Genomic DNA, 19,703 nt, shown 5'->3' with positions numbered 1-19,703 from the left:
GTCAGTTTCCTCCGGTGGTCAGTGGGGATGGTTCGGCGGGGAGCGTGGGCTCTCTCATGGTGTGCACGCCCTGCGCGGCCCCTCGGGCCTTGAGCGCCATCACGAACGCCAGCACCTGGGCGACCGCGGTGTAGAGCTCGACCGGGATCTCCTGGCCGAGTTCGCACGCCTTGTGCAGCGCGCGGGTGAGCGGGATGTCGCGCACGATCGGCACCCGGTCTTCCTCGGCCCTCTCGCGGATGCGCGCCGCGACCTCGCCCGCGCCCTTCGCGACGACGCGCGGTGCCGACTTGCCCGGCTCGTACTTGAGGGCCACTGCGAAGTGGGTGGGGTTGACCATCACGACGTCGGCGTCGGCGACCGCGCTCATCATGCGGTTGCGGCTCATAGCCAGCTGCCGCGCGCGACGCTGCGACTTGATCAGCGGGTCGCCCTCGGAGCTTTTGTTCTCGTCGGTCACTTCTTTTTTCGACATGCGCGTCTTCTTGCGGTTGCGGCGCATCACCACGAACACGTCGGCCGCGGCGAGCACGAGCCCGGCGATCACGGCGGAGCGGATGAGCGCCTCGGTCCCGCCCGTCGCGGCGCCGATGAGCTCGGAGATCGGCAGGCCGCCCGCCGTCATCAGCACCGGCATGAGCCCCTGGATCACCATCACCAGCACCAGCGTGACGACCGCCGTCTTGAGCAGCGCCTTCACGCCGTTCCACAGGGCCTGCGCGCCGAAGGTCGTGCCGAGTCCCTTGATGAGGTTGAACTGCTCGAACTTGCCGTTGAACTTCTTGAAGTGGATGCCGCCCTGGATCGCGGCCGCGGCGAGCACCGCGACGACGACCGCGACCACCATCGGCGTGAGGATGGCCATGATCGATTCCATACCGGCACCGAGTGCCTGGACGGCGAGTTCGGGGTCGGGATTGCGGACGACGGATGCCACGGTGAACAGCTGATCCATCGTCGCGCCGGTTCCGGCGCTGATCGTCATCGGGATCATGACGGCGACGGCGCCGACACCCACCCACGCGGTGAGGTCTTGCGAGCGGGCGAGCTGGCCCTTCTCGCGCACCTCTTTCATGCGCTTCTGGGTGGCCAGCTCGGTCTTTTCACCGGAGTCGTTCGACATCTACCTCACCCCCGCGAGCTCGCCGACGGCGGTCTTGGTGACGGAGTTCACGATTTCCGGCAGCGCGACGAAGAGCAGGGGTACCAGCAGCAGGGTGAGCAGGATCTTGATCGGGAATCCGAGGGCGAACGCGTTGAGCGCCGGGGCTACGCGGGTGAGGAGACCGAGTCCGGCATCCGCGAGAAAAAGAACCACGATCATGGGGCCGGCGATCTGCAGGGCCGACATGAGCATCTGGCCCGTTGCCATGGTGATGGCCTCGACCGGGACGGCGAGGTCGAGGCCGCCGCCGATCGGGATAGCGGTGAAGGTGCCCGCGAGGCCGCCGATAACCAGCTGGTAGCCGCCCGACGCGAACATCAAAGCGAGCGCGGTCATCTGGAACAGGCGGGTGAACTGCGCGCCGTTCACCTGCAGCTGGGGATCGAAGCCCTGGGCGAGGGTGAACCCGCCGAACAGGTCGATGAGGTTGCCGGCCGACTGGATGGCCGAGAAGACGATCATCACGAGGAAGCCGAGCACGGCGCCGACAACGAGCTCGAGCACGAGGGCGACGACGTAGGTGCCGGTGTCGGGTGAGACGTAGCCGGGGGTCACGACCGGGGCGACGGCGATCGCGAGTCCGAGCGCGAGCATGCCCTTGATGCGCAGCGGGAACGCGTTGGACGAGAACGGCGGCGCGATGACGATGAACGCGACCATGCGCACGCCGGCGAGCATCACCGCCTCAATCCACTCGAAGTCGAGGTCGATTCGCACGTCATCCCCCGCCGAGCAGGCTGGGGATGCGCGCGAACAGGTCGTTGGTGAAGGTGACCATCTCGGAGATCATCCAGTGCCCCGAGACGAGCAGCGCGATCGCCACCGCCGCGAGCTTCGGCACGAAGGAGAGCGTGACCTCCTGGATCTGCGTGATCGACTGCAGCAGCGAGATGGCGAAGCCGACGACGAGCGCCACGATGAGGACCGGCGCGCACAGCTTGGCGCCGATGACGCAGGCCTGCAGGCCGATGTCGAGAACCGCGTTCGGATCCATCAGCCACCGCCCTGGTAGCTCGAGACGAGCGAGGTGATCACGAGCGCCCAGCCGTCGACGAGCACGAACAGCAGGATCTTGAACGGCAGCGAGATCATGACGGGCGGGAGCATCATCATGCCCATCGACATCAGCGCCGACGAGACCACGAGGTCGATCACGAGGAACGGCACGAAGATGACGAAGCCGATGATGAACGCGGCGCGCAGTTCGGAGATCATGAACGACGGGATGAGCGTGAGCATCGGAACGTCGTCGGGGCTCTCGGGGTTCTCGGCGCCCGAGACGCGGGTGAGCAGGGCGAGGTCTTCCTCGCGGGTGTTGGCGAGCATAAACGTGCGCAGCGGGCCCGATGCGAGGTCGAACGCCTGGGTCACGTCGATCTCGCCGTTGAGGTAGGGCTGCACGGCGAGCTCGTTCACGTCGGTGAGCACCGGCGCCATGATGAACAGCGAGAGGAACAGGGCCAGGCCGGCGAGCACCTGGTTCGGCGGGATCGAGGGCAGGCCGAGCGCATTGCGCACCATGGCGAGCACCACGAAGATCTTGGTGAACGACGTCATCATGAGCAGCAGCGCGGGGGCGACGGACAGCAGGGTGATACCGACGAGGGTCACGATCGCCGACGAGGGCGCGCCGTTCGGACCGTTGATCTCGACCGACAGGCCGTCGCCGCCCGGCGCGGTCGGATCGACCGGCGGGGTGGGCTCGACCACGGCGTGGGCGCCGGTCGGGACGACCAGCACGATCGCGATCGCGATCATCACCACGAGCAGGGCGATGACGCCGACGCGGATCCGCGAAGCGCGACGCTCGACGGCGCCGCGGGAGAGGAGGGTCACCGCAGGCGACCGATTGCGGAGGCGGCCTGACGCCAGGTGGCGGGCGAGAGGATAGAGCCACCGAGGGCGCCGGGCACCCGGCCGGGGGCGACGAGGCCGTCGGTGTCGGTCGCGGCCTTTCGCGCGGCGCTGGCGACGGGTGCTGCGACGGGCGCGCCCGCGTCGACAGACGCAGGCGCCGTCGTCGCCATGATCTCGGCGAACGCCGCGGCCGGGGCCTCGGCGCTGTGCAGCACGGTGACGTTGTTCTCGGTGACGCCGAGCACAAAACGCATGCCGTCGGCGTCGAGCACGACGACCGAGGCCTTGGCCCCGATGCCCTGCTTGCCCAGAACGGTGATCGGGGTCGCCGCAGCGCGCAACTTTCCCCCGCGCGTCAGGCGGCGGTGGATGAACCACAGCAGCCCGAAGACCACACCGAGCGAGAGTGCGACCCGTAGCGCGACGACCACGGTTTCCATTTAGGCGAGGCTCTCGATCACGTCGAGGATCTTGGTGATGCGCACGGCGTAGTCCTGGCCGATCACGACGATCTCGCCGTGGGCGATGAGCCGGCCGTTGAGCAGCACGTCGGCGGGAGCGCCGGCCGAGCGGTCGAGCTCGATGACGGCGCCGGGCTCGAGGCCGAGCACGTCCCGCACCGAGATGCGGGTGCGCCCGATCTCGACGGTGAGGGCCATCTCGACGTTGTTGATGCGGCCGAGCTTGCCGACGATCTCGTCGTTGTCGAGGCTGCGGCCGCCGGTGAGGATGCCGCTCGTGCGGATGCGGATGGCGAACCAGCCGGCGGTGGCGCCGCCGTTGGAGAGGGCGAATACGACCGTCTCGGCGTCGCCGAACAGCGCGCTCGCGTCATCGACACGGGCGGTGCCGAGCACGCCGGTGCCGAGGGTGTTCGTCGCGGCCTCGAACGAGGGGCGCAGTACGTCGGCGACCGAGACGGCGGCGCCGTCCGGCGACGCGGCCGAAACGAGCTGGTCCGAGTCGAGCAAAACGAGCGCGATGTCGGCGGAGATCTCTCCCACGTAGGCGGCGACGGTGGCCGACGCTTGGAGGCCGAACGGAACATCCGAACCGCTTGTCGGCGACGCGGCGAGCGCGACGGTCGTCGGAAGCAGGCGCACGAGGGCCTCCGCGGCGGCGGTCGCCTCCTGAACGGTGGACGACGGGGCGATGGGGTTCACTTAGTTCTCCTCGGAGCTGGTACTGACGATGACGCAGGCGAGGCGTGCGCCGTTTGCCCCCGCCGCTCCGCGGGCCAGAACCTGGCCGTCCACGGCGATTTCGAATGGGCGATGCTGCGGGTGCGGGATCGCGAGGACGTCGCCGACGGCGAGTCCGAGAATGCGGCTCGGCGTGACCATGGCCGGGCTGAGGCGCAGGGCCAGGTCGACGGGGACGCTGCCGAGCTGCGCGGCGACGAGGTCCTTCGCGTTGGCGACGGTGCTGGTGGGGTTCGCCTCACCGAGCTGCGGCAGCAACACCTCGGCGGGGATCGCGATGGTCGCCTGGGCGCTCGTATCGCCGACGCGCACGGTGAAGGATGCCACGATCATGAGGTCGGCCGTCGCGGCTGCCTGGGCGAACTGCGAGTTGTAGTGGATGCCGTCGACCGCGATGGGCGTGACGATGAGCGGGCCGAACGAGTAGCGGAGGTCTTCGAGCGCGTCGTCGAAAAGCTTGCGCACCAGCGCCTGCTCGATCTGGGTGAACTTGCGCTCGGCCACGGCGCGCGGGCGGCTGCCGCCGAGCATGTAGGTGATCCAGCCGAGCACGGAGGCGGCGGGAAGCTGCAGCACGGCCTTCGCGTCGCTGGACCCGAGGGTGCAGAGCACCATGGCCGTCATCGGCGGGAGGCCGGAGGCGTATTCGTCGTAGGTCTGCATAGCGACCTGGTCGCAGCTGACCTGGGACACCATCCGCACGCTCGCGGTGAGCTGCGTGCCCCACTGGCGGGCGAAGGTCTCGAAAGCGAGCTCGAGCACGCGCGAGTGTTCGCGGGCGAGAGTGGTGGGCCGGCGGAAGTCGTAGAGCTCTACGACTGGGGCGGGCTTCGCGGGCGCGCCGACGGCAATGTGTTCCTGGACAGTCACGAAGGTAACTATCGGTAGGTCTACCCCGCAGGTAAGGCGTTACTCGCCGGGCTGATGTAATTCTCGAGAACCGAGGGGATGAGGGCCCGCACGGACTCGGGTTGGTCGGAGATCACGACGATGTCGACCCGGCGGTTCGCGGCCATGTCGGCCTCGCTTCCGCCGGTAGCGACGGGCCTGGCCGAGCCGTAGCCGACGGCGCCGATGCGTTCCTGGCCGACGTGGCCGTTCTCGACCAGCCGGCGCAGGACCTGCGTCGCGCGGCCGGAGGAGAGCTCCCAGTTGGTGGGGAACGGGGCGCCGGGCGCCCGGCTGTCGGCGTGCCCCTCGACGGCGATCTGGTAGCTGGTCGCCGACAGCACGGGCGACACGGCGTCGAGCACGGCGGGGGCGACACCGGCCAGGTCGGTGCTGTTCGAGCCGAAGAAGGTCTCCGAACCGACGAGGCGGATGGTGAGCCCACGTTCGTCGATCTTGAAATCGACCGTGTGCTCGAGGGACTGGGCGGCGAGGTTCAGCCGGATCTGCTCCTTGAGCTGCTCGAGTTCGTCGACCTCGGCCTTGGCCAGGTCGAGGTCGGTGAGGGGCACCTCGACGGGTTCGCCCTCCGCGCCGACCTTGTCGGCCGGCACGACGACGCCCTCCGCGGTGTCGACGGACCCGACCTCGGTCGCGCCGAAGCCGGTGGCGAGCGAATTCTTGAGTTTCTCGAACTTGTCGGCGTCGACGCTCGACATGGCGAACAGCACGATGAACATGCACATGAGCACGGTGACCATGTCCATGTAGGAGGCCATCCACCGTTCGTCGACGTGCTCGACGTGCTCCTCTTCGAGGCCGCCGCGCTTACGCGGCGTGCTCATGCTGCTTTTGCCAGTTGGTCGGCGGGCACCATGGCGCGCAGCCGCTCGCCGAGCAGCCGCGGCTGGCTGCCTGCCTGGATGGCGAGCACACCCTCCATGGTCAGCGTCATGCGCTCGACGTCGAGGTCGGAGAGGCGGCGGAGACGGGCGCCGATCGGCAGCCAGATGAAGTTGGCCGAGAGCAGGCCCCACAGGGTGGCGACGAACGCCGCCGCGATCATGTGGCCGAGCTCCTCGGGCACAGACAGGTTCTCGAGCACGTGGGTGAGCGACACGACGGTGCCGATGATCCCGACCGTCGGCGCGTAGCCGCCCATCGTGGTGAAGTACTTCGCCGCGTTGCGCTGCGACTTGGCCTTCGTCGCGAGTTCGTCTTCGAGCAGGATGCGCAGCTCTTCGCCGTCGGTGCCGTCGGCCACGTTCTGCAGCGCGCCCTTCAGGAACGGGTCGTCGACGCTCTCGGCCTCCTGCTCGAGCGAGAGCAGTCCGTCGCTGCGCGCCTTCTCGGCGAGGGTGACGAGCTGGTCGATCGTGGCCTGCGGCTTCGAGGTTTTGCCGATGAAGGCGCCGGGAAGAGCCTTGAACGCCGAGATGGCGTCTTTGATGGTCCCGCCGGCGATGCCGACCGCGATGGTCGCGCCGAAGACGAGGATGATCGGGGCCGGCAGGAGAACGGACGATACGTTCGCGCCCTCGAGGGTGATCATCGCGAACAGCGAGCCGAAGGCGATGAGCAGCCCGATTATGGTTGCGGGATCCATGATTACAGCTTCCTCGGGCCCATCGAGGTGACGCCGTCGGCCTCGTCGTTGACAGGGTGGCTGGCCGGGTCGATCGAGCTGACCAGGCCGAGAGCGCGCACGCCGGCCGGCTGGCCTGACTGCGAGAGCTCGTGGGTGAGGGCGATGACGCGCGCCCGGTAGGTGGCGATCTTGTCGATCACCTGTTCCATCGACTCGGTGACGATGTACTTGGCTCCGTCGACCATCACGAGGGTGGTGTCGGGGTTCGAGTGGACGCGCTCGATGAGGTCGGGATTGATCGCAAACTGGCTGTCATTAAGCCGCGTGACAACGATCATGGAATCCATCCCCGGTAGAGGCGACCCTTCCTGGGTCGCTTACCAAGCACTATCGGCCGTCGTTTACCCGGTGTTAGGCAAACGACGGCCGATCCTTGCGGCTGGAAAAAGCTAGCGCTTGAGGTTGGTGAGCTCCTGCAGTACCTCGTCGGAGGTGGTGATGATGCGGGCGTTTGCCTGGAAGCCGCGCTGGGCGACGATCAGGTTGGTGAACTCCTGCGAGAGGTCGACGTTCGACATTTCGAGGGCGCCGCTCGTGAGCGAGCCGTAGCCGGCCGAGCCTGGTGCGCCGACCGTGGCCTCCCCCGAGTTGAACGTGGCGCGATACGACGACGATCCGGCCTTCTCGAGGCCGCCCGGGTTGTCGAACGTGGCGAGCACGACACGGCCGAGCGCCTGGGAGGCGCCGTTGCTGAACGAGCCGATGAGCGTGCCGTCCTTCGACAGTGTGTACGACTCGAGCGTCCCGGCGTCGAGGCCGTTCTTGTCGGTGACGGCGACGGTGGTGAGGGCCGCGAAGCCGCTGACCTTGCCGAGGTCGACCGAGATACCGCCGACCACGAGCGGGCCGGCCGCCGAGGTCTGCACGCCGTTGGCGAAGGTGAGCGCCTTCGCACCGGTCGCCGCACCGGCGGGGTTGTTCGGGTCGGATGCCGAGACGTCCCAGCCCGCGGCCGACTTGGTGAACGTGATGGCCATGCTGCGCGAGGCGCCCGAGGCGTCGAAGACCTCGACGTCGCGCACAAGCACCGTGCCGATCGCGGCGTCGGAGGGCACGTTGCCACCGACGGTCGCCGTGGTGGTGACCTCGCCGGGGGAGATCGCCTTCAGCGGCAGCTGGATGTCGCCGACGAGACCGCCGTCGGTGACCACACCGTTGACGGCGCCCCAGCCCTGGACGAGCGAACCGTCGGGGCTGACCAGGCGGCCCTCGGCGTCGAAGTCGAAGTCGCCGGCGCGGGTGTAGGAGGTCTGGTTGCCGAGGCGGGTGACGAAGAAGCCGTCGCCCGAGATCATCAGGTTCGTGGCGCGGCCGGTGGCCTGCGTCGAGCCCTGCGCGAAGTTGGTCGAGATGCCCGCGACGAGCACGCCGAGGCCGACCTGGGCGGGGTTGGTTCCGCCGACGCCGTCCTGAGGACCGGCGGCACCGGTGGTGAGCTGCGAGAGCGTGTCCTGGAACTGGGTAGACGACGACTTGAACGCGGTGGTGTTGACGTTGGCGATGTTGTTGCCGGTGACGTCGAGCATGGTCTGATGCGAGCGAAGACCGGAGATACCTGCGTAGAGAGAACGAAGCATGGGTGAGCCTTTCGGTTGGTGGAGAGAGTGGGTTTAGGAAGCTGCGGGCACGGTCGGGGTGACCGTGGAGATGCCGGAGATGAGGTCGAGCGCGATGTCCTTGCCGCCGATGCTGACGGTGGGTACGGCGTTCGTGAACGAGACGCTGTCGGCCTTGCCGGTGACGGCCTTGCCGTCGGCGCCGAGGTAGGAGACGTTCTGGCCGATGATCGCCGAGGCGGCGATGCGCATCTGCAGCGAGAAGTTCTCGGTGCTCGTCGTGGTGAGCTCCGTCATCTTCTCCATCATGGCAAGCTGCGTGGTCTGCGCGAGCATCTCGTTGGTGTCCATCGGCGACGACGGGTCCTGGTTCTGGAGCTGCGTCACGAGCAGGTGCATGAACACCTCGGAGTCCATGGCCTGCTTCGGGGCTGCGGCTTGCGCGGCGGCGGCGGCCGCGGCCGCCTGTGCCGAGATGGTTCCTGTGATGGCGTCGATACTCATTGCTGCTCCTTAGGCCATCACGTCGATGGTGGTTGACGGGTCGGTGAGCAGCCACGGCCGTGCCGCCACCGCCTGCTGTTCGAGGGTCGCCGCGGTCTCGCCCTGCTGCTGGCGGCGCTGCTGGCCGCCGTCGCCGCGGTCGGTCGGCTGGTTCTGGCTGGACAGGTCGAGCGTGCCGCCGAGGCCGGCGCCGCCCATGTCCTTGCGGATGTCGGGCAGGATCGCCCGCAGCGCTTCGCGGGCGAGGTCGTTCGGCGCGAACAGCTCGACGCGCACGCCCTCGCCGCCGACGTGGGCGCGCACGGTGATCGGGCCGAGATTCTCGGGCACGATGTCGATGGTCATGACGTGCTCGCCATTGCCCGCCGCCGCGAGGGTGAAGACCGGTCCGGCCACCTGGGCGGCGAGCGGCATCGACGGAGCGGCAGGCGGGGCGGATGCCGCGGCGCCCGTCACGGCGACGGGGGCCGACGCGGCGGGAGCGACGGCGACGACGACGGGCGCCGGAGCGTCCTTCGGCTGCACGGCCGCGTCGACGGGGATGGCGGCGACCGCGTCGGCGCCGGGCGCCGCGGTCGACGCGGCGTCGGCCGAGGCCGTGACGGCTGAGACGACAGCGGCGGGCGTCCCTGCGGACGGTGCCGGCGCGGCGGCGCTCGGGGTCTGGGCCGGCGCGGCGGGTGCCGGTGTCGCGGGCGCCGAGACACCTGCCGGCGCGGGGCGCCCGGTCGGCTCCGCTGCCGGCTCGGCCGAACCGGCGTTCGCGGGCCCGGCGGGAACGGCGACGGTCGGTGGGGCGACGGCGGCTCCTGCCGGAGCCGCGGAGGGGACGACCGCGGACACCGCGCTGTCCGCGGCGGGGTCGGCCGGCGCGGAATCCGGTGCCGGAGTCGCCACCGGAGTCGTGAGGGTCGGGACAGCGGCAGGAACCGCGGGCGAGACGGGCGCGGCGACCGCGGCCGAGGGGAGTGCGTCGGCCGTGGGCGTCGCGGTGAGAGGGGCGGGCGCCGCGGCATCCGTCTCATTGCCGGCCTCTTCGCCCGGCGCGGTGTCCGCCGGCACGTCGCCCTCGAGCGCTGCCGTCCCGCCCAAGAGCCCGGCGGCGAGCCCGGCGAAGGCCTCGTCGGCCGTCGGTGCGGCGGTGGCCGTCTGGTCGGCCGCCGGCTGCGAACCGGGGACAGCCGCCGAGATCGCCTCGAGCAGGGTCGCGCCGAATCCGTCGCCGGACGCGGCGGCCGCTCCGGGCTTGCCGGTCGGCGCCGGTGCTGCGGGCGGTGTGAACAGTCCGATCATGGTCACTGCGGGTCTCCACTCTTCGGACCGTTGGTCGCGATCTCGTCGACCACGGCCTGCTGCGCGGCCACGTCGTCGGCGTTGCGGTTCTCGATGTGGCGCGCTTCGAGCTTCTCCAGCCCGAGCGACCGGGCGCGCGCCGCGGCGTACGCGGCGGCCGCCTCGGCGACGGTCGTCTGGTTGCGCTGGTCGACGGCCTCGAGTTCGGCGAGCATGCTGCGCGACGAAGAACGCGCGGCCGCGATGGCGTAGAGCACGTTGCTGCTCGTCGCCTCGGCACCGGATCCGCCGAGGGCCGCGCGGGTGCGGTTCTGCCTGGCGGCGTTCTCGCGGGCGCGGGCGTTCGCGACGGCGAGGTCGCTCGCGGCCTGATCCTGCTGCACCTGGCGCAGGCGGAGCAGTCCGGCGAGGCGGAACGGGCCGGCCATTAGCTGGCCCCGAACGCTCGGGTGAGGCGGGTGAGCTGCGCCCACGCGTCGACGACGCTCGACTGGTCGGTCATGCGCTGCTGCAAAAACTGGTTGATGTCGGCCTCGAACGACACGGCGGCATCGACCAGCGGGTTCGCGCCGGGCTGGTACGCGCCGATGTCGAGCAGATCCTGCGCCGATTTGCGGGCGGCGAGCACGCGGCGCAGCTGGGAGGCCACCTCGGTGTGCTCGGCGGTGTTGACGCGGGAGGCGACGCGCGAGATCGAGCCGAGCGGGTCGACCGAGGGGAAGTGTCCCGAGACGGCGAGCTTGCGGTCGAGTACGACGTGCCCGTCGAGGATCGAGCGCGCGGAGTCGGCGATCGGCTCGTTGTGGTCGTCGCCGTCGACGAGCACCGTGTAGATGCCGGTGACGCTGCCGACGGCACCGGTGCCCGCGCGTTCGAGCAGCTGGGCGAGCAGCGAGAAGGTCGACGGCGGGTAGCCGCGGGTCGCCGGCGGTTCGCCGACGGAGAGCCCGATCTCGCGCTGGGCCATGGCCACGCGGGTCAGCGAGTCCATCATGAGCATCACGTGCGCGCCGCGGTCGCGGAACGACTCGGCGATGCGGGTGGCGAGGAAGGCCGCGCGCAGGCGCATCATGGCCGGTTCGTCGGAGGTGGAGACGACCACGATCGAGCGGGCGAGGCCCTCGGGCCCGAGGTCGTCTTCGAGGAATTCGCGCACTTCGCGACCCCGCTCGCCGACCAGCGCGATGACCGACACCTCGGCATCCGTGCCCCTTGCGATCATCGAGAGCAGCGACGACTTGCCCACGCCGGAGCCGGCGAACAGGCCCATGCGCTGCCCGCGGCCGACGGTGGTGAGCGTGTCGAGCACGCGCACGCCGAGCTGCAGCGGGGTGTCGATGCGCGCGCGGTCCATCGCCGACGGGCTCTCGTTGTCGATCGGCACGTAGCCGTCGACGATGAGGGGACCCTTGCCGTCGATCGGGCGGCCGAGGCCGTCGACGACCCGGCCGAAGAGACCGGCGCCGGTGGGAACGAGAACGGGGGCGCCTTGGGCACGGACCGGCGCGCCGGCGCTGATGCCGGTGAGCCGGTTGAGAGGCATGCAGCGCAGTCCGTTGCGGCCGGTGGCGATCACCTCGGCCACGACGGACGCGTCGTCGCCGATCGTCACGAGGTCGCCGATCGCGCAGTCGAGACCCGTCACCTCGACGCCGAGACCCAGAATGGATGACACGATCCCGACGCGCTGCGGACGCCCGGCGCCCACGGCGGTGCGGAGGGCGGGCGGCAGCAGTGTGGTCACGACCGTGCCTCCTCGATGGCCGTCTTCACGCGCGCGACGGCGGTGCCGATTCGCGCGTCAAGGTAGCCGTCGGGGAACTCGGTCACGGCGTCGCCGCGGGCCAGGGTCGGGTCGGGGGTGAACGTCACGCCGGTCGCCGCGAGCACCTCGGGGCCGAGGGTCGCGAGGTCGGTCGGGTTCAGGCGCACGGTGCGCACCAGCCCGACGTCGACGGAGTCGAGAGCGCGGTGCAGCGCGGAACGCGCGGCAACCGCTCCGTCGGCGAACTCCGAGCCGATCACGGCCTCCGCGATCTGCAGGGCGCCCTCGGCGAGCGCGCCGCCTGCGGCCTCGAGCACCGGCACCGTGCGGGCGTCGAGGGCGGCGGCGGCGGAATCGAGCACGGCTACGGCAAGGTCGATCCTCGCCCGGCCGTGGGCGATCGACGCCGCGGTCTCCGCCTCGAGCTCGGCGATGCGAGCGGCCACGCGCTCTTCCGCCTCGCGCAGCCCGGCCGCGTAGCCGGCGGCGTGCCCGGCGATGCGTGCGCTGTCGTCGCGGGTCTCGCCCGCGACGCTGCGCAGGGCGGGATAGCTCAGGGTCGAGAACCCGGTCTCACTGGACATATTCGTCCTCGTCGCTGCCGCGCTGCACGGTGATGCTGCCCTGTGCCTCGAGGTCGCGGATGGCACGCACGACCTCCGCGCGGGCCTCCTCCACCTGCGAGGCGCGCACGGGGCCGAGCGACTTTGTCTCGTCGTCGAGCAGCTCCCGGTTGCGCTCGGAGAGGTTGGTCTTGATGACCTCGGTGACGGCCTCGGTGGTGCCCTTCATGGCGACCGCGAGCACCGCGGTGTCGATGCCGCGCAGCACCTGCTGCACGTCGCGACGCTCGAGCTTCACGATGTCGGCGAAGGTGAGCATGCGCGAGCGCACCTCTTCGGCGAGCTCGGGGTCGATCTCGTCGAGCCGTTCGAGCAGGGCCTTCTCGGTGGAGATGTCGGCCCGGTTGATGATCTCGACGAGCGGTTGGATGCCGCCCACGACGTCCATGGATTCGCCGGATGACACGACGGCACCCGCGCGCAGCTTGAGAGTGTCGGCGACGATCCGCACCGCCTCGGGGATCGCGGTCCCCATCATGCCGATGCTCTGGGCGACCTCGCTGCGCACGTCGTCGTCGAGGGCCGCGAGCACCGGCGCGGCGTGGTCGGGGCGCATGTGCGCGAGAACGAGGGCGATGGTCTGCGGCAGTTCGCCGTCCATCAGGGTCACGATCTGGCCCGACTCGACGCTGTCGAGAAACTCGAAGGCCTTGCCGGCCATGTTGGAGGCGACGCGGTTCATCAGGTCGCCGGCGCGCTCGGCGCCGAAGCTGGCCTCGAGCAGGCTGTTGGCGAAGTCCTTGCCGCCGCGCGAGCTCCAGCCGCCCTTCACGGTGAGGTCGAGGTACTCGGTCATGACCTCGTCGGCCACGCTGGATTCGACGCGGCGCAGCTTGATGATCTCGCCGGCAATCTCCTCGGCCTCCGCCTCGGTGAACTGCTTCATCACCCCGGCGGCGGCCTCCTGGTCCATGCTCATGAGCACGACCGCGACCTTCTGGGTTCCGCTCAGGGCGGCGGCGACGTCAGTCACGCGCGCTGGCCGTCCATCAGGCCGCGCAGGAACTCAGCGGCGCGGTGCGGGTCCTGCGCGGCGAGCGCGTCGATCTCGGCGCGGGTGCGGTCGATCGCGTTCGGCTCGATGAGCAGCGGCGACGTGGGAACCGTCGGGATCGCCGTGTAGGCGGGGGTGGTGAGCGCGGCCGTCGGCTGCGTGTCGTTGAGGATCGAACGCAGGTCGGCGAGGTCGGCGGCCTCCTCGATGTCCTGCTTGCGGCGCTTCGACCGGGCGGCGAAGATCGCGAGGGCGACGATGATGGGCAGCGCGATCGCGAGTGCGATGACGGCGGTGCGGATGAGGTCGGCGAAGCGGTCGGCTTCCGCCTCTGCGGCCGCTGCGGCGAGCGCCTCGGTGGCCTCCGCGGCTCCCGCCCCGTTGAACGGCACGACCTCGACGGTGACGACGTCTCCGCGCTCCTCGTCGATGCCCGCGGCGGTGGCCACCAGGTCGGTGACACCGGCCATGTTCAGTCCCTTAGCCGCGCCCTGGTTCAGCGCCACCGAGATGGTCTTGCGCGTGAGCACGCCCGCCGGGATGCTGGTGGATTCGGTGACCTTGTTCACCGCGTTGTTGCGCGTCAGGCTCGAGCTCGTCTCGCCGTCGGCGGCCTCGGCGGTTCCCGGAACCGCGATGTTGTCCGGTCCGAGCACGCCGGCCGCGGTCTGGCCGCCGGCCCCGGTGCTGTCGACCGTCGCCGACTCGCTGAGGGCGAGCGGGTCTTCGGGCGAGGTGAAAGTTTCTTCCACCCGCTCGGCCGATTCGCGGCTCATGTCGGCCGCGACCACCACGGTCGCGTTGCCGGCGCCGACCATCTTGTCGAGCATCGACTGCACCGAGGCGCGGATGCCCGCCTCGTAGTCGGAGACCTGCTGGTCGGCACCGCCGGTAGCGCCCTCACCCACGGCGGAGAGCACGGAACCGTCGGAGTCGACCACGGCGACGTCGGTCGGGTCCATGCCGTCGATCGAGGCGCTCGTGAGGTGCACGATGGCCTGCACCTGGTCGGAGGTGAGGGTGACACCGCTCTGGGTCTCCACGAACACCGACGCGGTCGGGTCGTTCTTCTCCGAGACGAAGACCGTCTCCTCGGGGATGGCGAGGCGCACCGAGGCCGTCTTGACGCCTTCGAGCGCCGAGATGGTCTTGGCGAGCTCGCCCTCGAGGGCACGCTTGTAGGTCACGTCCTGCTGGAACTCCGAGGCGGTGACCCCCATCGAGTCGAGCAGCGAGTAGCCGCCCGTCGTCGACGAGGGGAGGCCCGCGGCCGCGGCCTTGAGACGCTGGTCGTAGACGTTCTCCTCCGGCACCATGATCGTGGCGCCGCCGTTGGAGAGTTCGTAGGGGACGCCCTCGCCGCGCAGCTGCTCGACCAGGGTGTTGGCGTCCTCCCCGCTGAGACCGGAGAAGAGCGGGGTGTACGACGGCTTCGTCGCCCACATGCCCAAGGCGATGATGCCGAGCGCGAGCACGGCGATGCCGATGATCGCGACGGTGCGCTGTGCGACGGTGAATTCGCGGACGGCGTTCGCGAAGTTGCGGAACGCGGAGGTGACTTGGCGGGGCATCAGGCCTGCATCCTCATGATCTCGGTGAACGCGTCGACGCCCTTGTTACGCACGGCGGCGACGAGTTCGAGGGTGACGGCGGCACGCGACGACGCGATCGTCGCGTTGTGGATGTCTTCGAGGTCGCCCGTGACGGCCTTGATCGCGAGGTCGCTCGAGGCGTCCTGCAACTGCTGCACGTTCTCGACGGCGCCGGTGAGCGAGCTGGCGAAGCCGGAGCCGTCGGTGGACTGCACCCCTCCGACGCTGGGAAGGTAGCCGGTGCCTGTCGTGCCCTGCACCGGGGAGATTGCGAGCGGGTCCATCAGTTGCGTCCGATCTGGAGGGCGGCCTGGTAGCTTTCCTTCGCGCGGTCGACGACCGCTGCGCTGGCTTGGTAGCCACGCTGGGCCATGATCAGCTGGCCCATCTGCGAGGCGAGGTCGATGTCGGGGTAACGCACGTAGCCGTCGGCGTCGGCGAGCGGGTGGTCGGGCTCGTGCACGAGGCGGCCCTCGGCGGAACCGAAGGCGGCGCCCTGCACGTAGACGCCGGAGGTGCCCTCGCCCTCCTGGGCGACGACATAGCGGGCCTGGAACGCGTCGTCGGTCGTGGCCTTGACGGTGTTGATGTTGGACAGGTTGTCGGAGACCGAGTCGAGCCACTTGCGGTGCAGTGTCATGCCGGTGCTCGCGATGCCGATCGCGTCGAAAGTCATCAGTTGGTCCTCATCGCCGTGCGCAGTGCGGTGAACTGGCCGCCGATGGCCTGGCTGGCGAACTGGAAGCGCAGCACGGTGTCGACGTTGGACAGGGTCTCGGTGTCGAGGTTGACGTTGTTGCCGTCGAGGCGCGTGGGCTCGAGCGCGCGCGCGGTGACCGCCGTGACGTCGCCGTCGCCGTTCTCGACCGACTTGGCGAGGGCGTCTTCGAAGAGCACGCGCTTCGCCGTGTAGCCGGGGGTGTTGACGTTCGCGATGTTGCTCGCGATCGCGCGCTGGCGCAGGGCCAGGCCGTCGAGCGCGCTGCTCAGTGCAGCGGAGGTCACAGATTCGAGCACTTTGTCCGTCTTCTCATTACAAGAAACGAAGTGGCCGATCCGTGGCCTGATGGTGAGCAATCCGTGCTCTCACCGACTAGCTATCGGCTGCCCACGGCCTCCCGTTAGGAGAGCGCGGCTAAATCCTCAGCCCGTGACGTCGAGGTAGACCGACTGGCGGTCGGCGAGCTGCGGCACGGCGCGCACCGCGGAGAGGTGCCGGCCGGTCACGCGGTGCAGCTCGTCGAGGGTGCGCGCGGAAACCCGCTGTTCGGCGAGCAGACTCTCCGCGCGTTCGCGGAGCTCTACGGGCAGCGGACCGAGGTGGATCGGCGGCGTCCAAATGGCGGTGGTCGCGTCATCCGCTGTCGAATCGGGGTCGCGTGCCGCTCGTGCGTAGGCGTGCAAGTCGGCGAGCGCCGCGGTCCAGCTCGCGTACTCGGCGGGATCAGGCAACGCCCAGCATCCCGCCCGCCGCGGCCGCACGCGGCGCGGCCGGCTGCGACACGACGAGTTCTGCCGCCGCCTCGTGCCAGGCCTGACGCAGCGGCTCGAGCAGACCGATGCTCTCGCGGATGCGGGCTGTATCGCGCTTGACGTTCGCGTCGATGAGTGCGCCCGACACATAGTTGTACAGGGCGAGCAGGCGATCCCCGCCGTCCCAGAGTTCGGGCTTGAGCGACGACGTCAGCTCGGTGATGATGTCTTGCGCGTGCAGCAGGTTGTCGGATGCCACGGACCACGAACCGGTCTCGTGGGCCGACTCGGCTCGACTCAGATCGAGCAGCAGGCGGTCGTAGAGCATGGTGAGCAGCCGGGCGGGGGAGGCCGACATGACGGCGTCCGCGGCGTACCGGTTGCGCTGCTGCTGGGCATTCGCGTACATGGTCATGATCAGTCCTTCGAGGCCTTCAGTGCATCTACTTGGGAAGTCAGCCAGGTCATCTGGGCGTTCAGGTTGCCCATGCTCACCTCGAACGCCGCGTAGTAGCGTTCCAGGTTGGTTTTCCGCGTCGCGAGCCGGTCGTCCCACTTGGCCACCTCTTTTGTGAGCTGGTCGATGGTGGTCTGCTCGCCGGTGATCTTGGTGGTGATGGTGCCGGTGGTCTTGTCGGACGCGTTGGTGGCGGCGGTGGCGATCCGCGAGGCGATCTCGGCCACGACCTTCTGCGTGCCGACCGGGTCTTTCGCGAACGCGGCGTCGAACTTCTCCGCGTTGAACTCCATGGTGCCGGTCTTGGTGATCGAAATACCGAATTCGGAGGGCGAGCGGCCGCCGACGGGGGCGGATGCCGCGTCCAACAGTTTCTTCGTCACGTCGCGGGTCGTGCTGTCTCCCGTGAAAGCCCCTCCCGAAAGCACGGGCTTCCCCTCGGCATCGGTACTCGCCGTCGAGACGGTGCGGATCGAGATGTAGGCCAGAGTGGCGTTGAGGTCGCTCACGAGTTTGGCGGCCGCGGCACTCGTCTTCGCGGTATCTCGGGCGACGGAGACGGTGACCGGGGTGGTCGAGACACCGGAGACGGTCACGGAGACTCCGGGGAGCAGGTCGGCGAAGGTGTTGCTCTTCGACGTGATGACCTGCTCCGCCGCGGTTCCCGCCCAGAGCGTCACGGAGGAGTCCTGCGCGAGGCGGATGGTCGCGGCGCCGGGTTGGGCGAGCACGTTCGTGGCGGTACCGGCGGCGACATCCGCCTCCGTACCCGCGTAGACGGTGAACGAGCCGGCCGCACCCGTTTCCTTGCCGCTCAGTTGCAGCCGGTACTGGGTGGCTCCGCCGGCGTCGGTTCCCGAGGCGACTTTGGTCGCGGTCACGCCTGCCGCGGAGGCGTTGATCGCCGTCACGACGTCGTCGAGGGAGGCCGATGCGGGCGAGATGCCGGTGGTCTTGCCGTCGGCGCCGACAATGGTGATCGACGGGGAACCGGTCCACGCGGTCATCGCGGCGGTAACACCCGACTGGGCCTGAGCCAGCTTGCCGACCACGATGTCGATGGTGCCGTTCGACGCCCCGGATGACGCTGTGGCGGTGACGGCCGCCGAATTGGAGCTAGCCGAGAAGAAGTCGAGGCCGCCGGCCTTGGCCGTCGCGGTCGCGAGGGTGCCGAGGGCGGCTACCTGGCTGTTGAGGCCGCGGAGCGCGCTCACCGACGTGGTTGCGACGATCGCCTTGTTTCTGATCAGCGTCTGCGACTGGGCGTCGATCGCGAGCAGCGAGCTGATGAGTTCTGCGGAATTGAGTCCGCTCGCTAGGCCCGGGAGGCTGATCGATGCCATAGCCGTTCTCCTTCGCTGGCGGTAAGAAAGTTTGTGGTGGTACGGGAAACGCCCGGCGGCGCTCGTTCAAGACGTCCAGTTCTCTTCGGAGAACCGCCGGGCGTTGGTTGTTACCCGGTCGGACTAGCCGAGGAGCTGCAGAACGCCCTGGTTGGACTGGTTCGCCTGCGCGAGCATGGCGGTACCGGCCTGCGACAGGATGTTCGCGCGGGTGTAGTTGACCATCTCGCTCGCCATGTCGGTGTCGCGGATACGCGACTCCGCAGCGGTGAGGTTCTCCGCCGAGACGTTGAGCGAGTTGATCGTCGACTCGAAGCGGTTCTGCGAAGCACCCAGGTCGGCGCGAGCCGACGAGATGTTCTTGATCTGCGCGTCGAGCAGCGTGATCGCCGACTGTGCGCCGGCAGCGGTCGTGAAGCTCAGCGCTCCCGTCGTACCGGCGGTGCCTGCGGCCGAGAAGCCGGTGCCGGGGTCGGCGACGGCGACGGTTCCACCGGTGAGCGACTTCACGTTGATGCCGTTGGCAACTCCGGCAGCGTCGTAGGTGACGCTCGCGACAGCCTTGGCCGAGAAGCCGGCGTCGGCGTTCAGCTTCGCTGCCACGTCGTCGACCGTCTTCAGCGTTCCGGCCGCACCCGCGAAGTTGACCGTGACGAGGCTCGTCGTGGTTCCCTCGGTGAAGGTGAACGCCTGCGCGCCGGTGGCGAGCAGGGCGGTGGCCGTGTTGGAGGCGAAGGTCGTGCCGGTGTTGCCGACGCTCAGCGCGCTGGCGACCGTTGCGACGTTGGCCGACGTCAGGCTGACGCCGATCTGGCTGCTGGCGTCGCCGTCAGCGCCGACCTGGAACTTGAGAGTTCCGGCCGAACCGTCGAGCAGGTTGATGCCGTTGAAGTTGGTCGACTTCGAGATGCGGTCGAGCTCCGACACGAGAGCGTTTGCTTCCGTGCTGATCGCGGCGCGCGAGTCGGCGTTGTTCGAGTCGTTACCGGCCTGAACAGCGAGGTCGCGAAGACGCTGGAGGATCGACGTGGTCTCGGTGAGTCCACCTTCAGCGGTCTGGATGACGGAGATGCCATCCTGAGCGTTGCGGGCGGCGACCTTGAGGCCGGAGACCTGCGAGCGCAGACCCTCGGAGATGGCGAGACCGGCTGCATCGTCCGCTGCGCGGTTGATGCGGAGGCCGCTGGAAAGCTTCTCCAGCGACTTCGACAGGTCGTTCTGCGTGTTGGAGAGGTTCCGGTACGAGTTGAGTGCCGAAATGTTGGTGTTGATCTGCATACCCATGATGTTTTCCTCCGTGATTGGGTTTGAGTGCATCGGCCCATCCATGGGCTGATACTTCT

Annotated in this window: 25 protein-coding genes; all 25 read right to left on the bottom strand. The window is 69.2% G+C overall.

Features of this window, described 5'->3' with window-relative positions; genetic code table 11:
* Position 1: 1 nt before the first annotated feature.
* On the bottom strand, positions 2-1,123 hold the full coding sequence (locus IEV96_RS13275; protein WP_188511032.1) for an EscU/YscU/HrcU family type III secretion system export apparatus switch protein: 1,122 nt from the start codon (positions 1,121-1,123) through the stop codon (positions 2-4).
* Positions 1,124-1,882, bottom strand: coding sequence for a flagellar biosynthetic protein FliR (locus tag IEV96_RS13270; protein ID WP_188511031.1), 759 nt, complete (start codon positions 1,880-1,882; stop codon positions 1,124-1,126).
* A 1-nt stretch (position 1,883) separates the two neighbouring features.
* Positions 1,884-2,159, bottom strand: a complete 276-nt coding sequence (gene fliQ / locus IEV96_RS13265; protein WP_188511030.1) for a flagellar biosynthesis protein FliQ — start codon at positions 2,157-2,159, stop codon at positions 1,884-1,886.
* On the bottom strand, positions 2,159-2,923 hold the full coding sequence (fliP, locus tag IEV96_RS13260) for a flagellar type III secretion system pore protein FliP (protein ID WP_188511275.1): 765 nt from the start codon (positions 2,921-2,923) through the stop codon (positions 2,159-2,161). Before fliP ends, fliQ begins: the two co-directional genes overlap by 1 nt.
* Before the next feature lie 74 nt (positions 2,924-2,997).
* Positions 2,998-3,462, bottom strand: coding sequence for a FliO/MopB family protein (locus IEV96_RS13255; protein WP_188511029.1), 465 nt, complete (start codon positions 3,460-3,462; stop codon positions 2,998-3,000).
* Entirely contained in the window at positions 3,463-4,185 is a 723-nt protein-coding gene (gene fliN, locus IEV96_RS13250) for a flagellar motor switch protein FliN (RefSeq protein WP_188511028.1), read from the bottom strand.
* Complete coding sequence (locus tag IEV96_RS13245; protein WP_229733315.1) at positions 4,186-5,094, bottom strand: flagellar motor switch protein FliM; 909 nt, start codon at positions 5,092-5,094, stop codon at positions 4,186-4,188.
* A 20-nt stretch (positions 5,095-5,114) separates the two neighbouring features.
* Positions 5,115-5,957 carry an OmpA/MotB family protein gene (locus IEV96_RS13240; RefSeq protein WP_188511027.1) on the bottom strand — a complete coding sequence of 281 codons (843 nt, stop codon included), beginning with the start codon at positions 5,955-5,957 and terminating at the stop codon, positions 5,115-5,117.
* Entirely contained in the window at positions 5,954-6,718 is a 765-nt protein-coding gene (locus IEV96_RS13235; protein ID WP_188511026.1) for a motility protein A, read from the bottom strand. The genes IEV96_RS13240 and IEV96_RS13235 overlap by 4 nt, the downstream gene beginning before the upstream one ends.
* 2 nt (positions 6,719-6,720) lie before the next feature.
* Positions 6,721-7,038: a flagellar FlbD family protein gene (locus tag IEV96_RS13230; RefSeq protein WP_188511025.1), complete on the bottom strand. Its 318-nt coding sequence runs from the start codon at positions 7,036-7,038 to the stop codon at positions 6,721-6,723.
* Positions 7,039-7,149: 111 nt separating this feature from the next.
* Positions 7,150-8,337 carry a flagellar hook protein FlgE gene (locus IEV96_RS13225; protein WP_188511024.1) on the bottom strand — a complete coding sequence of 396 codons (1,188 nt, stop codon included), beginning with the start codon at positions 8,335-8,337 and terminating at the stop codon, positions 7,150-7,152.
* Between the two features lie 33 nt (positions 8,338-8,370).
* On the bottom strand, positions 8,371-8,820 hold the full coding sequence (locus IEV96_RS13220; RefSeq protein WP_188511023.1) for a flagellar hook assembly protein FlgD: 450 nt from the start codon (positions 8,818-8,820) through the stop codon (positions 8,371-8,373).
* A gap of 9 nt (positions 8,821-8,829) precedes the next feature.
* On the bottom strand, positions 8,830-10,113 hold the full coding sequence (locus IEV96_RS13215; RefSeq protein ID WP_229733409.1) for a flagellar hook-length control protein FliK: 1,284 nt from the start codon (positions 10,111-10,113) through the stop codon (positions 8,830-8,832).
* A 2-nt stretch (positions 10,114-10,115) separates the two neighbouring features.
* On the bottom strand, positions 10,116-10,541 hold the full coding sequence (locus IEV96_RS13210; protein ID WP_188511021.1) for a flagellar FliJ family protein: 426 nt from the start codon (positions 10,539-10,541) through the stop codon (positions 10,116-10,118).
* The gene (locus tag IEV96_RS13205; RefSeq protein WP_188511020.1) at positions 10,541-11,857 is read right to left on the bottom strand and encodes a FliI/YscN family ATPase; all 1,317 of its coding nucleotides are present in this window, start codon (positions 11,855-11,857) and stop codon (positions 10,541-10,543) included. Before IEV96_RS13205 ends, IEV96_RS13210 begins: the two co-directional genes overlap by 1 nt.
* On the bottom strand, positions 11,854-12,462 hold the full coding sequence (locus tag IEV96_RS13200; RefSeq protein ID WP_188511019.1) for a FliH/SctL family protein: 609 nt from the start codon (positions 12,460-12,462) through the stop codon (positions 11,854-11,856). The genes IEV96_RS13205 and IEV96_RS13200 overlap by 4 nt, the downstream gene beginning before the upstream one ends.
* Complete coding sequence (gene fliG / locus IEV96_RS13195; protein WP_268235596.1) at positions 12,452-13,474, bottom strand: flagellar motor switch protein FliG; 1,023 nt, start codon at positions 13,472-13,474, stop codon at positions 12,452-12,454. Before fliG ends, IEV96_RS13200 begins: the two co-directional genes overlap by 11 nt.
* Positions 13,471-15,066 (bottom strand): flagellar basal-body MS-ring/collar protein FliF, encoded by a 1,596-nt coding sequence (fliF, locus tag IEV96_RS13190; protein ID WP_188511018.1) that lies wholly within the window; start codon positions 15,064-15,066, stop codon positions 13,471-13,473. The genes fliG and fliF overlap by 4 nt, the downstream gene beginning before the upstream one ends.
* Entirely contained in the window at positions 15,066-15,371 is a 306-nt protein-coding gene (gene fliE, locus IEV96_RS13185) for a flagellar hook-basal body complex protein FliE (protein ID WP_188511017.1), read from the bottom strand. Before fliE ends, fliF begins: the two co-directional genes overlap by 1 nt.
* Positions 15,371-15,763 (bottom strand): flagellar basal body rod protein FlgC, encoded by a 393-nt coding sequence (locus IEV96_RS13180; protein ID WP_188511016.1) that lies wholly within the window; start codon positions 15,761-15,763, stop codon positions 15,371-15,373. Before IEV96_RS13180 ends, fliE begins: the two co-directional genes overlap by 1 nt.
* Complete coding sequence (locus IEV96_RS13175; protein WP_188511015.1) at positions 15,763-16,104, bottom strand: flagellar basal body rod protein FlgB; 342 nt, start codon at positions 16,102-16,104, stop codon at positions 15,763-15,765. Before IEV96_RS13175 ends, IEV96_RS13180 begins: the two co-directional genes overlap by 1 nt.
* Before the next feature lie 126 nt (positions 16,105-16,230).
* Complete coding sequence (locus IEV96_RS13170; protein WP_188511014.1) at positions 16,231-16,539, bottom strand: hypothetical protein; 309 nt, start codon at positions 16,537-16,539, stop codon at positions 16,231-16,233.
* On the bottom strand, positions 16,532-16,975 hold the full coding sequence (fliS, locus tag IEV96_RS13165; RefSeq protein ID WP_188511013.1) for a flagellar export chaperone FliS: 444 nt from the start codon (positions 16,973-16,975) through the stop codon (positions 16,532-16,534). Before fliS ends, IEV96_RS13170 begins: the two co-directional genes overlap by 8 nt.
* A gap of 2 nt (positions 16,976-16,977) precedes the next feature.
* Positions 16,978-18,360, bottom strand: a complete 1,383-nt coding sequence (gene fliD, locus IEV96_RS13160) for a flagellar filament capping protein FliD (RefSeq protein ID WP_188511012.1) — start codon at positions 18,358-18,360, stop codon at positions 16,978-16,980.
* Between the two features lie 123 nt (positions 18,361-18,483).
* Complete coding sequence (locus IEV96_RS13155; RefSeq protein ID WP_308419485.1) at positions 18,484-19,677, bottom strand: flagellin N-terminal helical domain-containing protein; 1,194 nt, start codon at positions 19,675-19,677, stop codon at positions 18,484-18,486.
* Positions 19,678-19,703 lie beyond the last annotated feature (26 nt).

The sequence above is a fragment of the Conyzicola nivalis genome (assembly GCF_014639655.1).
Classification (GTDB): domain Bacteria; phylum Actinomycetota; class Actinomycetes; order Actinomycetales; family Microbacteriaceae; genus Conyzicola; species Conyzicola nivalis.
This window is presented reverse-complemented; position numbering and strand designations above follow the sequence as displayed.

What these genes read in the sequence shown, in the direction of transcription:
- IEV96_RS13230 (WP_188511025.1), bottom strand. Translation starts at nt 7,038, where the DNA reads ATGATCGTTGTCACGCGGCTTAATGACAGCCAGTTTGCGATCAATCCC.
- IEV96_RS13235 (WP_188511026.1), bottom strand. Translation starts at nt 6,718, where the DNA reads ATGGATCCCGCAACCATAATCGGGCTGCTCATCGCCTTCGGCTCGCTG.
- fliE (WP_188511017.1), bottom strand. Translation starts at nt 15,371, where the DNA reads ATGGACCCGCTCGCAATCTCCCCGGTGCAGGGCACGACAGGCACCGGC.
- fliS (WP_188511013.1), bottom strand. Translation starts at nt 16,975, where the DNA reads ATGACCATGTACGCGAATGCCCAGCAGCAGCGCAACCGGTACGCCGCG.
- IEV96_RS13220 (WP_188511023.1), bottom strand. Translation starts at nt 8,820, where the DNA reads ATGAGTATCGACGCCATCACAGGAACCATCTCGGCACAGGCGGCCGCG.
- IEV96_RS13240 (WP_188511027.1), bottom strand. Translation starts at nt 5,957, where the DNA reads ATGAGCACGCCGCGTAAGCGCGGCGGCCTCGAAGAGGAGCACGTCGAG.
- fliF (WP_188511018.1), bottom strand. Translation starts at nt 15,066, where the DNA reads ATGCCCCGCCAAGTCACCTCCGCGTTCCGCAACTTCGCGAACGCCGTC.
- IEV96_RS13210 (WP_188511021.1), bottom strand. Translation starts at nt 10,541, where the DNA reads ATGGCCGGCCCGTTCCGCCTCGCCGGACTGCTCCGCCTGCGCCAGGTG.
- IEV96_RS13225 (WP_188511024.1), bottom strand. Translation starts at nt 8,337, where the DNA reads ATGCTTCGTTCTCTCTACGCAGGTATCTCCGGTCTTCGCTCGCATCAG.
- IEV96_RS13255 (WP_188511029.1), bottom strand. Translation starts at nt 3,462, where the DNA reads ATGGAAACCGTGGTCGTCGCGCTACGGGTCGCACTCTCGCTCGGTGTG.
- IEV96_RS13275 (WP_188511032.1), bottom strand. Translation starts at nt 1,123, where the DNA reads ATGTCGAACGACTCCGGTGAAAAGACCGAGCTGGCCACCCAGAAGCGC.
- fliP (WP_188511275.1), bottom strand. Translation starts at nt 2,923, where the DNA reads ATGATCGCGATCGCGATCGTGCTGGTCGTCCCGACCGGCGCCCACGCC.
- IEV96_RS13180 (WP_188511016.1), bottom strand. Translation starts at nt 15,763, where the DNA reads ATGACTTTCGACGCGATCGGCATCGCGAGCACCGGCATGACACTGCAC.
- fliQ (WP_188511030.1), bottom strand. Translation starts at nt 2,159, where the DNA reads ATGGATCCGAACGCGGTTCTCGACATCGGCCTGCAGGCCTGCGTCATC.
- IEV96_RS13155 (WP_308419485.1), bottom strand. Translation starts at nt 19,677, where the DNA reads ATGCACTCAAACCCAATCACGGAGGAAAACATCATGGGTATGCAGATC.
- IEV96_RS13200 (WP_188511019.1), bottom strand. Translation starts at nt 12,462, where the DNA reads ATGTCCAGTGAGACCGGGTTCTCGACCCTGAGCTATCCCGCCCTGCGC.
- IEV96_RS13215 (WP_229733409.1), bottom strand. Translation starts at nt 10,113, where the DNA reads ATGATCGGACTGTTCACACCGCCCGCAGCACCGGCGCCGACCGGCAAG.
- fliD (WP_188511012.1), bottom strand. Translation starts at nt 18,360, where the DNA reads ATGGCATCGATCAGCCTCCCGGGCCTAGCGAGCGGACTCAATTCCGCA.